This window comes from Mangrovibacter plantisponsor (assembly GCF_003182475.1).
GTDB lineage: Bacteria > Pseudomonadota > Gammaproteobacteria > Enterobacterales > Enterobacteriaceae > Mangrovibacter > Mangrovibacter plantisponsor.
Genome location: NZ_QGTS01000001.1, coordinates 225,231 through 240,723, shown reverse-complemented (window position 1 = coordinate 240,723; position 15,493 = coordinate 225,231). Strand labels below are relative to the sequence as shown.

General features: G+C 51.9%; 13 protein-coding genes and 1 pseudogene. 7 read left to right on the top strand and 7 right to left on the bottom strand.

The window, feature by feature from the left end; translation table 11 throughout:
• Nucleotides 1-14: 14 nt before the first annotated feature.
• Together DES37_RS01170 and DES37_RS01165 are read left to right on the top strand one after the other, a co-directional pair.
• On the top strand, nt 15-1,442 hold the full coding sequence (locus DES37_RS01170) for a non-oxidative hydroxyarylic acid decarboxylases subunit C (RefSeq protein ID WP_110024558.1): 1,428 nt from the start codon (nt 15-17) through the stop codon (nt 1,440-1,442).
• Nucleotides 1,443-1,453: 11 nt separating this feature from the next.
• Entirely contained in the window at nt 1,454-1,690 is a 237-nt protein-coding gene (locus DES37_RS01165; protein WP_036102500.1) for a non-oxidative hydroxyarylic acid decarboxylases subunit D, read from the top strand.
• 218 nt (nt 1,691-1,908) lie between these two features.
• Here DES37_RS01165 and mutS read toward each other — a convergent pair whose 3' ends face one another.
• Nucleotides 1,909-4,470, bottom strand: coding sequence for a DNA mismatch repair protein MutS (mutS, locus tag DES37_RS01160; RefSeq protein WP_110024557.1), 2,562 nt, complete (start codon nt 4,468-4,470; stop codon nt 1,909-1,911).
• Nucleotides 4,471-5,281: 811 nt separating this feature from the next.
• Between mutS and DES37_RS01150 the strand changes: the two genes are divergently transcribed.
• Genes DES37_RS01150 through DES37_RS01135 form a run of 4 tightly spaced genes read left to right on the top strand, consistent with a single transcriptional unit; the run spans nt 5,282 to nt 8,364 of the window.
• Nucleotides 5,282-6,112, top strand: coding sequence for an ABC transporter substrate-binding protein (locus DES37_RS01150; protein WP_110024555.1), 831 nt, complete (start codon nt 5,282-5,284; stop codon nt 6,110-6,112).
• Nucleotide 6,113: 1 nt separating this feature from the next.
• On the top strand, nt 6,114-6,932 hold the full coding sequence (locus tag DES37_RS01145; protein ID WP_110024554.1) for an amino acid ABC transporter ATP-binding protein: 819 nt from the start codon (nt 6,114-6,116) through the stop codon (nt 6,930-6,932).
• Nucleotides 6,932-7,678 (top strand): amino acid ABC transporter permease, encoded by a 747-nt coding sequence (locus DES37_RS01140; protein WP_110024553.1) that lies wholly within the window; start codon nt 6,932-6,934, stop codon nt 7,676-7,678. Before DES37_RS01145 ends, DES37_RS01140 begins: the two co-directional genes overlap by 1 nt.
• Nucleotides 7,675-8,364, top strand: coding sequence for an amino acid ABC transporter permease (locus DES37_RS01135; RefSeq protein ID WP_110024552.1), 690 nt, complete (start codon nt 7,675-7,677; stop codon nt 8,362-8,364). Before DES37_RS01140 ends, DES37_RS01135 begins: the two co-directional genes overlap by 4 nt.
• A gap of 78 nt (nt 8,365-8,442) precedes the next feature.
• Here the strand turns inward: DES37_RS01135 and DES37_RS25815 are convergent.
• Both DES37_RS25815 and DES37_RS01125 read right to left on the bottom strand, forming a co-directional pair.
• Nucleotides 8,443-8,614: pseudogene (locus DES37_RS25815) on the bottom strand (Fic family protein); the annotation flags it as partial.
• Nucleotides 8,615-8,634: 20 nt separating this feature from the next.
• A complete protein-coding gene (locus tag DES37_RS01125; RefSeq protein WP_110024551.1) occupies nt 8,635-8,901 on the bottom strand; it encodes a DksA/TraR family C4-type zinc finger protein in 267 nt (88 codons plus the stop codon).
• A 448-nt stretch (nt 8,902-9,349) separates the two neighbouring features.
• On the opposite strand from DES37_RS01125, the gene DES37_RS01115 reads away from it, so the two are divergent.
• Nucleotides 9,350-9,898, top strand: coding sequence for an NAD(P)H-dependent oxidoreductase (locus tag DES37_RS01115; RefSeq protein ID WP_211320526.1), 549 nt, complete (start codon nt 9,350-9,352; stop codon nt 9,896-9,898).
• A 60-nt stretch (nt 9,899-9,958) separates the two neighbouring features.
• On the opposite strand, the gene DES37_RS01110 is transcribed toward DES37_RS01115, so the two are convergent.
• The 4 genes from DES37_RS01110 to purU all read right to left on the bottom strand — a co-directional run bounded on the left by DES37_RS01110 (nt 9,959) and on the right by purU (nt 15,445).
• Nucleotides 9,959-10,696, bottom strand: a complete 738-nt coding sequence (locus DES37_RS01110) for a 3'-5' exonuclease (RefSeq protein WP_110024549.1) — start codon at nt 10,694-10,696, stop codon at nt 9,959-9,961.
• Between the two features lie 31 nt (nt 10,697-10,727).
• Nucleotides 10,728-12,611, bottom strand: coding sequence for a DUF294 nucleotidyltransferase-like domain-containing protein (locus DES37_RS01105; RefSeq protein ID WP_110024548.1), 1,884 nt, complete (start codon nt 12,609-12,611; stop codon nt 10,728-10,730).
• 82 nt (nt 12,612-12,693) lie between these two features.
• Entirely contained in the window at nt 12,694-14,349 is a 1,656-nt protein-coding gene (locus DES37_RS01100; RefSeq protein WP_110024547.1) for a BCCT family transporter, read from the bottom strand.
• 232 nt (nt 14,350-14,581) lie between these two features.
• Nucleotides 14,582-15,445, bottom strand: a complete 864-nt coding sequence (purU, locus tag DES37_RS01095) for a formyltetrahydrofolate deformylase (protein WP_110024546.1) — start codon at nt 15,443-15,445, stop codon at nt 14,582-14,584.
• Nucleotides 15,446-15,493 lie beyond the last annotated feature (48 nt).

Genomic DNA, 15,493 nt, shown 5'->3' with positions numbered 1-15,493 from the left:
AACAGGAGACGCATATGGCGTTTGATGATTTGCGCAGCTTTTTACGTGCGCTGGATGAACAAGGGCAGTTACTGAAAATTGAAGAGCAGGTGATGCCGGAACCGGACATTGCTGCGGCAGCTAACGCAACAGGGCGTATTGGTGAAGGTGCCCCGGCACTGTGGTTTGATAACATAGCCGGCTTTACGGATGCCCGGGTAGTTATGAATACTATTGGCTCCTGGCAGAACCATGCTATTTCCATTGGTATGCCGCCAAACACCCCGCTCAAACAACAGGTGGATGAATTTATTCGCCGCTGGGACACATTCCCGGTAGCACCTGAACGCCGTGATAACCCGCCCTGGGCTGAAAACAGCGTAGACGGAGAAGACATCAATCTGTTTGATATTCTGCCTTTATTTCGCCTGAATGACGGTGATGGCGGGTTCTATCTGGATAAAGCCTGTGTTGTCTCGCGCGACCCACAGGACCCGGAACACTTCGGCAAACAAAACGTCGGTATTTACCGAATGGAAGTGAAAGGCAAGCGTAAGCTGGGCCTGCAACCGGTACCAATGCATGATATTGCTCTGCATTTACATAAAGCCGAAGAGCGTGGTGAAGACCTGCCCATTGCTATTACTCTGGGTAACGACCCGGTGATTACCCTGATGGGCGCAACGCCACTTAAATATGACCAGTCTGAATATGAAATGGCTGGCGCATTGCGTGAGTCGCCATACCCAATCGCCACTGCACCACTGACAGGTTTTGATGTGCCCTGGGGTTCAGAAGTGATTCTGGAAGGTGTAATTGAAGGGCGCAAACGGGAAATCGAAGGTCCGTTTGGTGAGTTTACCGGCCACTATTCCGGTGGGCGCAACATGACTGTCGTGCGCATCGATAAAGTGTCTTACCGCAGCAAACCGATTTTTGAATCCCTCTACCTGGGGATGCCATGGACCGAAATTGACTACCTGATTGGCCCGGCAACCTGCGTGCCGCTGTACCAGCAACTGAAAGCGGAATTCCCGGAAGTGCAGGCGGTTAACGCCATGTACACCCATGGTTTGCTTGCCATTATTTCCACCAAAAAACGCTATGGCGGGTTTGCCAGAGCGGTTGGTTTGCGGGCAATGACAACCCCACATGGGCTGGGTTACGTAAAAATGGTGATTATGGTGGACGAAGACGTTGATCCGTTCGATCTGCCACAGGTGATGTGGGCGCTTTCATCCAAAGTGAATGCCGCAGGCGATCTGGTGCAATTGCCAAATATGTCGGTACTGGAACTGGACCCGGGCTCAAGCCCTGCCGGGATCACCGACAAGCTTATCATTGATGCCACCACACCCGTTGCGCCGGATAACCGCGGTCACTACAGCCAGCCGGTGAAAGACTTACCTGAAACGGCACTGTGGGTTGAAAAACTGACAGCCATGCTGGCTAACCGGAAATAAGGAGAAGAGCTATGATTTGCCCACGTTGTGCTGATGAACATATTGAAGTGCTGGCAACATCGCCGGTAGCCGGTGTCTGGACAGTTCACCAGTGCCAGCATTGCCTGTACACCTGGCGGGATACAGAACCGCTGCGCCGCACCAGCCGGGAACATTACCCTGAAGCGTTTATGATGACCCAGGCCGATATAGATAATGCGCCGCAGGTACCCACCATTCCGCCTTTGTTGCCGGAAGACCAGCGTTAATTACCTGGCCTGAGCTGTAATGTAAAACGCCCCAAATGGGGCGTTTGAGTCTGATGACAAACCTCATGTCCGCACAGAATGAGAGGATGTCACCCAATAAAAAACCAGGAAAATCAATTTATTGATTTTCGGCTGCTAACTAAAAAGAAGGAAAAACCACGCTTTTTCCTTCTTTTTCATCAATTTGAAACGCCCCAAATGGGGCGTTTTTAACCGCGTTAAACCAGTGACTTCAGCCGGTAGATCCACTCCAGCGCCTGGCGTGGAGTCAGGCTGTCCGGGTCGAGATTTTCCAGCGCTTCAACTGCCGGGCTGGGTTCTTCTGAGGCAACCAGCAAAGACATCTGCGTGCCGTCGACCTGGCTCGCTGCAGCATTGCCCGACAAGCTTTCCAGTTCACGCAGCTTCTGGCGTGCGCGTTTAATCACATCTTTCGGTACGCCAGCAAGTGCCGCAACCGCCAGCCCGTAGCTCTTGCTCGCCGCACCATCCTGCACGCTGTGCATAAATGCGATGGTATCACCGTGTTCCAGTGCATCGAGGTGCACGTTGGCAACCCCCTCCATTTTTTCTGGCAGCGTTGTCAGCTCAAAATAGTGGGTGGCGAACAGTGTCAGCGCTTTAATGCGGTTGGCAAGGTTTTCGGCACAGGCCCAGGCCAGAGAAAGGCCATCGTAAGTTGAAGTACCCCGGCCAATTTCATCCATCAATACCAGACTTTGCGCAGTGGCGTTATGCAAAATATTGGCGGTTTCCGTCATCTCAACCATAAAAGTAGAACGCCCGGAAGCCAGGTCATCCGCCGCACCAACACGCGTGAAAATACGGTCGACCGGGCCAATTTCTGCGCTTTCTGCTGGCACAAAGCTGCCAATATAAGCCATCAGCACAATCAGAGCGGCCTGGCGCATATAGGTACTTTTACCGCCCATGTTCGGGCCAGTAATAATCAGCATACGCCGTTGCGGCGACAGGTTTAGCGGGTTGGCAATAAACGGGTCACTTAATACTTGTTCCACCACCGGGTGGCGGCCACCCTGTATTGCAATCCCGGGGTTATCGGTAAGTGTCGGGCAGACATAGTTATAACGCAGGGCGCGTTCCGCGAGGTTTGCCAGCACATCCAGTTCCGCCAACGCTGCGGCACTGTTTTGCAACGCTTCAAGGTGCGGCAGCAGCTTGTCGAACAGTTCATCATAGAGCTGTTTTTCCAGTGCCAGTGCTTTCCCTTTAGAGGTGAGGACTTTGTCTTCGTACTCTTTCAGTTCAGGAATAATATAGCGCTCGGCGTTTTTCAGGGTCTGGCGGCGCACATAGTTAATTGGCACCATATGGCTCTGCCCACGGCTTACCTGAATATAGTAGCCATGCACTGCATTAAACCCGATTTTCAGGGTATCGATACCCAGCTTTTCCCGCTCGCGGATTTCCAGTTTGTCGAGGTAATCCGTTGCACCATCTGCCAGTGCGCGCCATTCATCCAGCTCTTCATGGTAACCCGGTGCAATCACGCCACCGTCACGCACCAGCACTGGCGGGCTTTCGATAATGGCGTGCTCCAGTAATTCGCGCAGCTCGCTAAATTCGCCACTGGTTTCACACAGGCTCTGAACGGCAGGCGCGTCTACTTCCGCCAGCACATCGCGCAGTAGTGGCAGTTGCTGGAAAGCATGGCGCATTCTTGCCAGGTCGCGCGGGCGGGCAGTGCGCAGTGCCAGGCGGGCGAGAATACGCTCCAGGTCACCCACCTGGCGCAAAATGGGCTGCAGCTCACTGGTTAAATCCTGTAATGCGCTGATAGCCTGTTGGCGGCGGCTCAGCACGCCGGTATCGCGTACCGGCATATGCAGCCAGCGTTTCAGCATGCGGCTGCCCATTGGTGTAACGGTGCCATCCAGCACAGCGGCTACCGTGTTGTCGGTCCCACCTGCCAGGTTGAGGGTGATTTCCAGGTTACGGCGCGTGGCGGCATCCATGATAATGCCATCCTGTTGGCGCTCCATGGTGATACCACGGATATGGGGCAGAGCAGTGCGCTGGGTGTCTTTCACATACTGCAACAGGCACCCTGCGGCACACAGGCCACGGTGTGCCTGTTCCACACCAAAGCCAGTTAAATCGCGGGTGCCAAATTGCAGGTTCAGTTGCTGGCGAGCGGTATCAATTTCAAATTCCCATAATGGGCGGCGGCGCAACCCCCGGCGGTGTTCAACCAGGCGCATATCGGCAAAATCTTCGGCATAGAGTAATTCTGCCGGATTGGTGCGCTGCAGTTCAGCCGCCATATCTTCGGCATCTTCCGGTTCAGAAAGGCGAAACCGGCCGGAGCTGATATCCAGCGTGGCGTAGCCAAAACCTTTGCTGTCCTGCCAGATAGCCGCCAGCAGGTTATCCTGCCGCTCTTGCAGTAAGGCTTCATCACTGATGGTTCCTGGCGTGACGATACGCACCACTTTGCGCTCCACCGGGCCTTTGGTGGTTGCCGGGTCGCCAATTTGTTCACAAATAGCGACGGATTCCCCAAGGTTCACCAGCTTTGCCAGGTAGTTTTCGACCGCATGATGCGGCACTCCCGCCATGGGGATTGGTTCCCCCGCGGAAGCACCTCGCTTGGTCAGGGAAATATCCAGTAACTGGGAAGCCCGTTTTGCGTCGTCGTAAAACAACTCGTAAAAATCGCCCATCCGGTAAAACAGTAAGATCTCCGGATGCTGTGCCTTCAGGCGCAGGTACTGCTGCATCATTGGGGTGTGGGCGTCGAAATTCTCTAGTGTACTCATCAGTTTATGATGTCCATTTTCTTAAATTTTAATGAGTTAGTGATGTTTGTTGTTCTCATTGTGTTTCACTTTGTCTCATTGGATCTCATGAAATCCTGGGTATAAATGAAGGTTAAATAGTAGCTTGCCAAGCTATAAGCCTGGTTAAATATGGCTACATACAGCACAACCTGCATTTCGTTTTATAAATGCGTAGGGAGCATGATAACGGAGTCTTTATGGCAGGAAAACAAGAGGCAAAGCCACTTTCGTTTAAAGCGGTAGAAATGATGAAGTCTGGCGACAAAGATAAGGCTGATGTAGGTGAAAATCGGTAACCTCCCGCAGACTTCTCTCGCCGCTGCACGTCTTAAACTTCACGAATTAAAGCTCCTCTGTCAGGAAGGCCGGTACCCTGCGACTGAACTCAAAAAAGATAAGCTCCAGCGTGCGATTGAAGCTGAACAGGCTAAGACCCCTGAATTGACCGTACAGGGATTAGTTGAACTGTATCTTACCGAGCGTATTTGCCACGGAACGACCAGGGTTGTCAGGAGATTCGTGATCTGATCCGTCTCTGCACAGGCGAGGTAAAATATCGCTCACTTCTTCCGGGCCTGGTCAGAGCCAGTTTTTTGGGCCCACGGGAATCAACCGGCCGCCACACCGAATCCCTTTCCCCATCATTAACACCCATAAGGCTTTCTTTTAACCTGCTGTTCACTAATAAGTTTTTTGCATATGTAAATCATATATAAGCATTTCCTGAAGCGATGGATTTATGGGAGCGTAGTACAACAAAGCAAGAAAAACAGGGAACTCAGAGGAAACTATGGCACAGGTCTTACACACACAGAAGAAAGTGATTCTTACGCTGGCATTGCTGGCATTTGGTGGTCTTTCGGCATCAGTCGCCCATGCAGACCAGCTCGCAGATATCAAAAAAGCCGGTGTCGTGAAAGTCGCCACCTTTGATGCCAACCCGCCGTTTGGCTCCGTAGATCCCAAAACCCATGACCTGGTAGGGTACGATATCGACTTCGCAAAAGCCCTGGCAAAATCCCTGGGCGTCAAACTGGAACTGGTTGCCACTAACCCGGCAAACCGTATCCCGCTGCTGCAATCCGGCAAGGCCGACCTGATTGTGGCAGACATTACCATCACACCGGAACGCGCACAGGTTGTGGATTTCTCCACCCCGTACTTTGTTACCGGTCAGCAATTTCTGGTCCCGGCTAAAGGGGCAGACAAACTGGATGGTTACAGCCATTCACGCATTGGCGCAGTAAAGGGCACTACCGGCGAACAGGCCCTGCATCAGCGCTTCCCGGCGGCGCGAGTGCTCTCTTATGACGATATCCCGTTGGCCCTGACCGCGCTGCGTAGCGGCAATGTACAGGCCATCACCCAGGACAGCACCATCCTTGCTGGTCTGCTGGCTGGTGCGCCGGATAAAGCAAACTTCAAAATTTTGCCGGATCTGCTCAGTAAAGAAGAGATTGGCGTGGGCGTGAAGAAAGGCGAACCCGCCCTGCTGAAAGCGGTGAATGATGAACTGGTGAATCTGGAGAAAACCGGTGAAGCCAGCCGCATTTACGACACCTGGTTCGGCCCTTCGACTAAAACGCCTCAGCCACGGTCTTTTAAAATAGAAGCGAAATAATATGTTGTTTGGCCTTGTTACTCATTCCGCGGCATCTGCCGCGGATTTTTCACATCTGACGCAGGCAAGCGTCGAATTTCGTGGTGCGGTAAAACAGTATGGTGAGCATCGGGTACTTAACGGTATCAATCTCACCATAAACGCGGGTGAAGTGGTCGCAATCCTCGGTCCATCCGGATCAGGAAAATCCACCTTGATTCGCCTGATTAACCAACTTGAACCCCTCACGGATGGCGACATTCTGATAGACAACCGTCCGACCCGCGGCCTGAAAGGGCGCGTACTGCGTGAACTGCGCAGCCGGGTAGGGTTTGTGTTCCAGCAGTTTAATCTCTATGCCCACCTGACCGCGCTGCAAAACATAACTCTGGCACTGGAATATGTCCATGGCTGGAAAACAGACGCCGCGAAAGTGCGGGCGCTGGAACTGCTCGAACAGGTTGGTCTGAGCGATAAAGCTGATCACCAGCCAGCCCAGCTCTCCGGCGGTCAGCAGCAGCGTGTGGCCATTGCACGAGCCCTGGCATCTTCTCCGCAAATCATTCTGTTTGATGAACCCACTTCTGCGCTGGACCCGGAAATGATTGGTGAAGTGCTCTCGGTAATGAAATCTCTGGCCCACAGCGGCATCACCATGATTGTGGTGACTCATGAAATGCAGTTTGCCCGTGAAATTGCTGATCGGGTGGTCTTTATTGACGGGGGCGATGTGCTGGAAATAGCCGCACCGGCAGATTTCTTCTCTCGCCCACAACACCCCCGTGCACAACGCTTCCTGCAAAAAGTGCTCGATCCGTTACACCAGGAGCTGGCTGACTGATGGTGCATTTTGACTGGCAGGGGGTGCTCGCCGGGCAACCCCTGCAATGGATTATCTCGGGTTTTTTGACCACATTCTGGGTCACGCTGGCAGGGAGTATTCTGGCCAGTGTGTTAACCGTGCTCTTCCTGGCATTACGACTGGCGGGCAATGCGCCTGGCCGGGCCATCACCGCCGGCTGGGTGTCGGTCTTTCGTAATACGCCGCTGCTGGTACAGTTACTGTTCTGGTACTTCGTGGCATGGAACCTGTTGCCGATGGCGGCGCGTGATTTTGTCAATGCGGACCACATATGGTCTATTCTGCCGGGCAATGTCTGGTGGATGACGCCGGAATTTCTCTGTTCCGCCTGGGGCCTGGGGGTATTCACCTCCGCGTTTCTGATTGAAGAGATCGAAGCCGGGTTACGAGCCGTGCCTGCCGGGCAGCGGGAAGCGGCGCTCTCTCAAGGGTTCTCTGATCAGGCGCTGTTCCGTTATGTGCTGCTACCCCAGGGGCTGGCTAACGCCTGGCAGCCTGTTGTGGGGCAATACCTGAACCTGATGAAACTGTCCTCCCTGGCAAGCGGCATTGGCTTTGCTGAATTGACCTACCAGGTACGGCAAATTGAAAGCTATAACGCCCATGCACTGGAGGCCTTTGCCGCAGGCACGGTGCTCTATCTGGTGTTTGGTGTCGTCCTCGGGTTATTGCTGGGCCGGCTGGGGCCTGGCCCGCGTCGCACACAGACAAGGAGCGCGTCATGATAGCCAGTATCACGGTGATTACCGATAACCTGGACTATCTGCTCTGGGGGCGAATGGCTCAGGGCGAGCCTGGTGGGGTATTGCTGACATTACTGATGGCCCTGGGCGCCGGAATACTGGCACTACCCGGCGGTGTGCTACTGGCCTGTCTGGCCTGGCGCTGGCCGGGGATAGTGCGTAAGGTGCTGTTTTTCTGGGCAGAGGTGATTCGCGGCATACCACTGATTTTTGTTATCTTCTGGCTGTGGTATTTACTGCCGATGATTACCGGGGCTGATTTACCTGGCGCGGCAACCGTAACCCTGGCGCTGGCCTGGTTTACCTCAGCCTCAGTGATGCATTCGACCCTGGCCGGTTTACAGGCATTGCCCGCCGGGCAAAGTGAAGCGGCAAAAACGCAGGGGTTTGGTGACTGGCAGGCCATATGGCTGATTTTGTTGCCCCAGGTGATGCGCAATGTACTGCCATCGCTGGTCGGCATTTTTATCGGCTTACTGAAAGACACCTCGCTGGCGTTTATCGTCAATGTACCGGAACTGACCACCGTCGCCGGGCAGGTCAATAACCGGGTACAAATCTACCCGACCGCCATTTTTATCTTCACCGGCGTGGTCTATTACCTGTTGTGCTACGGTCTTGGCGTGCTGGCTAAGCGCTGGCAGCGGCGTTATGCACTGGCAACCTGATAACAACGCCCTGAAAAACCGCCGGTGACCCCGGCGGGGAACACATCCACATTCTCAACACCAAACCTGAAAACAAACCTGAACGGCCATCACGTCGGCTAATAGCCGTGACAAGCGCCCGTTTCCCTCTCTGAATTGATGGGGGAGTTAACTCTACATGGGGGATGGCGATAGCGGTGATGAGTTGTTCTTTGTCCATGCGGCTACATGGTGTGTAATGAGCAAGATACTTCGTGTCGAATTCTTTCAGCGTGTAATACCAACTAACCACTAACGCAGCTGGCTATCTTTTGAACCCCTGCGGTTATAACCGGAAACCGCGCCGTGTTGCGTATCCACTGCCTGCTGGCAACTGATACATAACCGAACACCGGGTACCGCCTTGCGCCGGGCCTCTGGAACAGGTTCGCCACACTCTGCACAAAACTCCAGGCTTTCCCCTGACGGGAGTGAACTGCGCGCTCTGGCAACTGCATCATCAACAGTGCTGTCAATTTGTGCCTGAACGGCACCATCACCTGCCCAACCTACCGCCATCATCGCCTCCGGAGGAAATCCTTCTTGTACAGAGTATGGCTCGGGTTTGTATCCGGCTCAATAGGTGTATTGGTTGAAAAGTGCGCTATTTCCCGCTAAGCGAAAAGAACGCAGCTGTGGCCTTTCACTACTTGCTGTTGGGAAAGCCCGTCCAGGATTTATATCTGGTTGGTAATATGCTCGCGTAACCATTTATGCGCAGGATCCCGGTGAACCCGTTCAGGCCAAAGCATAAGCATCTCGAAGCCCGGCACCTCAGAAGGCAAGGGAATTACCTGAAGCGCAATGTTTTCCCGCACCAGCCTTCAGGGCACCATTGCCACCATATCGGTATTGGTCAACACCGCACAAAGGAAAAGAAAATGGGGAACCGGCAGTGACACTTTGCGGGTAATCCCTTGTTCCATCAAAAAGGTATCTGTTATACCGCGAAACCCACCGCCATCTGGTGAATATCGCTGTTGAGGTATTAACGGAGCAGGGGCACCATATCGAACAATCCGACCTCTACGGCATGGGGTGGAAGGCAGTGTTTGATAACCATGATTTTCCTGAGCGTGTTAACCCGGCGCGCTTGTCATTTATTGAAGAGTCCGGGCACGCTTTTCACAATGGTAGCCAGACACCTGATGTCAGCGCAGAGCAACAAAAAGTCCTGGCGGCGGATGCCGTGATCATGTTGTTTCCCCTCTGGTGGTTTGGCATGCCGGCAATAATGAAATGCTCGATAGAGCGCGTCTGGGCTTACGGCCTGGCATATGGCTACCAGGGGAAAAGTAATACCCATCGCTACGGAGAGGGCGCTTTTGCAGGCAAACGCGCACTGTTGGCAGTCAGTGTTGGTGGGCCAGAACAGGCTTACTCCCCACGCGGAATTAATGGCCCTTTAGAGCAACTTCTGTTCCCTGTCACACACGGCACACTGTTCTACACCGGCATGGAAGTATTACCCACGTTTGCAGTGTATGGCATGGCGACACACATTGCTGGCAGGTAACCTCGGCGAAAACGCCAGTGTGCCGCAAAAGTTGTGGCGGCACTGGAACCCGCTTGCCTGTTAACACCACAATGTGCCGATTGCTGTTTCTGGCGTGAAGTGATGAGCAACTTGCGCCTGAAATAACTCGGCACAGGCCTGGGCATCAGTCAGCGCATTATGTGCAGGATAATGGGGAAGGTGGTAGCGCTCCCGGCACTCAGGCAGGCGTACTGATATTTTGGGTTTTCGGCGAAATAATTTTTTCATCAGGCTGGTGGAATCAGGCGCGCTTAGCTGTAAGGCCTCAAGGTATAGCGTATCAATGCAGGGAAAAATGATGCCTTCGCCAATACGCCGTTTAAGAGCAATATCGAGAAAGTTTTGCTCAATACTGCGATGGTGTACCACCATCACTTTGCCAGCCATCAGCGCGAGTAATTGCTGAATCACTTCGTTCAGGTCTGGCGCACTGATAATTTTGGAGTGGGTAATACCATGAATGACAACCGATTCTTTGCGTAAATCCGCGCGGGGGTTGAGTATCCAGTGCTGGCTTTCCTGGAGCCGGATTCGCGACAGGCTCATGGGGATCAGACCAATACTGACAATGTCATCGTGCTGGGTATTCAGCCCGGTCGTTTCAAAATCCATCGCCAGAAAGGGCACGTCACATAAAGGCGTTTCGGGGGAAACAATACCAGACTTGTAATACTCGCGTAGTGCGAAATGGCGTGTCTGGAGGGCCAAAGTTTCCATCGCGCAGGGCCAGTCTGGCGGCGTTATCTTATGCTGCCTGACTGGGGGATGGTCGCTCATTTGCTCTTTGCTAAGATAGAACACAGAAACCTCAAACTTTTCTTCCGGGTTGGTAGCGATACTTGAGATACTTCTGTGCGTTGCTCAGGATCTGAAACGCATCTTTAAGATTTTTTCTTTCAAAATCAGATAAATTCAACGGCTCAATTTTATTGTCCGGATTCTGGCCTGCTTCCACATCCTGCGCCTGGTGGCGAATACGTACCATCGAAATGAACTCCAGCGAGTCACGCAGATCCTGCCCCCGGCCGTTAGGCAGAATATCAGCAGCAATAACATCATTCAGGCGATCGAAAGAGTTATGCGCCATTGAGCCAACGGACAGCGCATGAACCCGGACAAGATCAGACAAAGGTGCCGTTCCTCGCCGTTTCATATCAATAGACTGAGTATGCTGCCCGGAAGGTTCCATCACAAAGTTTTTAAAAAATCCCAGCGGCGGTTTACGCAGCAAGGCATTACGTGCCATACAGGCAAGAAAGCGGGAATTGTGGCGTACTTTCCGAGTAATAAATAAATTAAGGTGTTCAGCCCATTCCACTTTTCCCCATACACCATCCAAATCAAAGAAGATGGCACTGTCCAGTAGCGCTTGTGGAGAAGGGCTGTCAATCCACTCTTCAAAGTAACTTTCCCACACATGAAGCGGCTGTCGCCAGCGGGGGTTGGTTGCCATGATATTGCCTTTGCAATAGTGGTAACCACAAGCGGCCAGACCATCGGTGACAAATTTAGCCAGTGCCATGAAATAGGCATCATGGCGTGTCGGGTTGAAACGGTTGTCGAGGATCAGTGCATTATCCTGGTCAGTCACCAGTAATTGTTCCTGGCGGGCCATTGACCCCATCCCGATGAAGCAATAGGGCACCGGAGGCGGGCCAAGCGCCTCTTCAGCAAGAGCCAGCAAACGTTGCATAAAACTACGTGCAATAACTGCCATCGCGCGCCCAATCATCTGGGAGTTTGCATCTTCCCGCACGATTCTCGTAAAACAGGCCCGTACTTCGTTTTTCAGTGCGCTGAGCTCTTCAGTGCTGTTGCAATGGAAAATTCGGCTGACAATAAACAGGCTGTTTTGAGACTCATAGCGAATAATATCTGACTGCGAAATTACCCCAACGGGCTGGCCATTTTTCAGCACAGGCAAATGGTGAATATTGTGCTGCATCATGGTTATCATGGTTTCAAAAACGAGTTGCGAATGCTCAACATGAATGAGTTTCGATGTCATGATACTGGACAACGGCGTGGTATAACTTAACCCGCGAGCAATCACCCGATCACGTAAGTCTTTGTCCGTTACAATACCGACCAGTTTGGTGTTCTCTGGTGCCGGGTTAGTGTCTGAAGGTAAGAGAATCAACAGTGATGACACGCCTTCAGCACTCATTTTTAACGCTGCGTCGCGCACTGTCTCCATTGCTTCAACAGTCACCGGGGGTCTGCTGATGAGCGTTTCAATTGGGGAGCTTAGCAGGCCGTTAGCATCTTCATTGCGCGCGATGGTTTGCCGCAGGCGGGTTCTGTCTTCTACTTCTACTAAATCTGCAAAATGTTCGTACTTTTCAAATAATTCGTGGAAAATTTGAGCAGGTATTAAATAGGCCAGCGTATCTTCGAGTGCCGTAACAGGGAAGCGCACACTGTTTTCCCGTAATAAACCAAATTGCCCAAAGTAACCCCCGGCACTCAGGCGGTTATACAGATCACCATTACGGCGGTATACCTCGGTAGAGCCACTGCGAATCACATACCAGGCATCGACTTGTTGGCCAAAGGTTAATATCTGGGTCCCTGCCTTGAAATAGCTGACTTCAATGTTGCTGGCAATCCGGGCCAGAGCGACATCGGGCAGATCGTTAAAAGGCGGGTAGCGACGGAGAAAATCTATGATTTCCTGATACTCAGCCTGCATTCAGACCTCTGGCAAATTCAAGAAAAATGAGAATAGCGGACAGCCAGTTACGGCCATCCGCGACCAACGCTATGGTGACTATCTATTTACTATTTACGGAGACGTGTTTGCCGGGGCGCGGCTCCGTTGCCAGGCCTTTTATCACGGCCACCGAAGCGACCAGCAGAACAATAGCAAAAGGAAGCCCTGTCGATACCACCATGGCCTGCAAGGCATCCAGCCCGCCTCCCATAATCAGCGTAATTGCCACCAGCCCTTCAAAAATACACCAGAATACACGTTGTGATGTGGGGGATTCGACTTTACCCCCGGACGCGATAATATCAATAACCAGCGTTCCGGAATCCGCTGAAGTCACAAAGAACACCACGACCAGTATAATTGCCACCACACAGGTAATTTTTGCCATTGGCAATGTATCCAGCATAGTAAACAGTTGCAGCGGCAGTGCAGCATCCGCAATGGCTTTGAACCCTTCAACAAAATACTGATGAATAGCAGTGCCACCTAATACGGTCATCCAGAGTACACAGGCCAGTGATGGAACCAGTAACACAGAAATAATGAATTCACGAACTGTACGCCCACGGGATATACGCGCAATGAACATACCCACAAACGGTGACCATGAAATCCACCATGCCCAGTAGAATGAAGTCCAGCCACCGGCGAAGTTACTGTCGGCGCGGTTAATCGGGTTAGACAGGGCAGGCAGGTATTCTATATATGAAGCAAGGTTAGAGAAAAAGCCAGTAAACAGAGCCAGTGTGGGCCCTACCACAATAATAAACAGCAGTAATATCCCGGCAAGGATCATATTCGCTTCAGACAACCGCCGAACGCCTGCATCCAGCCCGGCAACTACCGAGAATGTTGCAATACCGGTAATCACGACAACCAGGATAATCTGTGTGGTTTCTCCCAGTGGTACGTCGAACAGGAAATTAAGACCGGAGGCGGTCTGTGAAGCACCTAATCCCAGCGATGTGGCAAGCCCGAACAAGGTTGCCAGTACGGCAAGAATATCGATGATATGCCCCGGCCATCCCCAGACTGCATCACCCAGAAGAGGGTAGAAGACAGAACGTATGGTAAGTGGTAAACCTTTATTAAAAGAGAATAAAGCCAGTCCCAGAGCCAGCACGGCGTAAATAGCCCATGGGTGCAGTGCCCAGTGGAAAATAGTGGCGGCCATGGCAAGGTGGATCGCATTCTCTGAAGAGCCAGCGGCCGCATTCAACGGAGCCCAGTCGGTACGGACCCCATTTTCAAGATGTACACCACCAAAGGAACTGGAGAAGTGCGATAACGGTTCAGAAACACCATAAAACATCAGGCCAATGCCCATACCTGCGGCAAAGAGCATCGAAAACCAGGTGATATAACTGTAATCCGGGCGAGCCAGTGTACCGCCAAGCCGCACTTTACCAAGTGGGGTAAAAATTAATGCCAGGCTGATAACAACGAAAATATTACCCGCACTCAGAAAAAACCAGTCCAGTTTGGTGGTAAGCCAGTTCAGCATACCTTTAAAAAGTGGAGCAACATCACTCTGAAATACCAGCGTTAATACGATAAAGGCAATAACGGCTAACCCTGAAATAAGGAAAACCCGGTTATGAATATCCAGTCCAAACGGGCCGACATTTACCACAATATTATCCTGACCGACCTGATAATCCGTATCGTATGGTGTAACTTCACCATCCGGTGTCATTGGATCTTTTGAATCCGCCATATTCTCTTTCCTCGCGATCTGCTTGTTTTTGTTAAAAGCTATCCTTAGAAATACAGGCAGCTTTGTTTTATATAACCATCATGGTCTGCGTCTCGTCCGTTTACCCCTGTTGCCAGGGATGGTCTGTGTCTGCATAGTTTTCTTGAAATACAACAACATCGGTCACAACATTTGCGCTGATACAGCAGCCACTGGTAAGTGGCTTGCGGTGTATCAGGGCAGCAAAGACGGGTTAATGGCTGAACACCACGGTGCGTTTGCCACTGAGAAACACGCGCTTCTCAACGTGATAGCGCACGGCATTAAACAAGGTTACACGCTCAATATCCTGCCCCCGGCTTATCAGATCATCCGGGTAAAGTGCATGATCAACGCTTTGAATACCCTGGGTAATAATGGGGCCTTCATCCAGGTCATTATTTACATAGTGGGCTGTTGCCCCGACCATTTTTACGCCTTTTTCCCATGCCTGGTGGTAAGGCCTTGCTCCCTTGAATCCCGGTAAGAGTGAGTGGTGAATATTGATAGCCTTACCATCAAGTTTTTCGCACATTACAGGTGAGAGGACTTGCATATATCGGGCCAAAACAACGAGATCGATGCTGTACTGTTCCAGTAAGTCCAGAATTTGGGATTCCTGCTGTGGCCGTGTCGCATTCGTTACAGGCAGGTGGTAATAAGGAATACCGTGCCATTGTGCAAGTGGGCGCAGATCAGGATGGTTGGAAATAATCAGTGGGATATCGATATTCAACTGGCCAGTGCGATGGCGAAAAAGTAAATCATTCAGGCAATGGTCAAATTTAGAAACAAGAATAGCGACCCGCTCACGATGTTGGGGCGGTGTTAATTGCCACTGCATGTCAAATGTTGTGATTCGTGGCGTAAAATATTGTTGGAAATTATCTGTACTGAAGTTTGGGGCTGGTTGGAAAGCGATGCGAATAAAAAATTGCTTACTCACCCGGTCATCAAAGGAGTGAATTTCATTAATGTAGTGACCGGACTCAGCCATAAAGCGAGTTACGACATCAACCGTTCCCAGTTTGCTGGGGCAACTTGCGGTGAAAATCCACGAATCAGGCAGAGAGCTCATTGGGGTTCTCCAGGTACACAGAATAGCCGTGTGCTGGCAAAGCGAGAC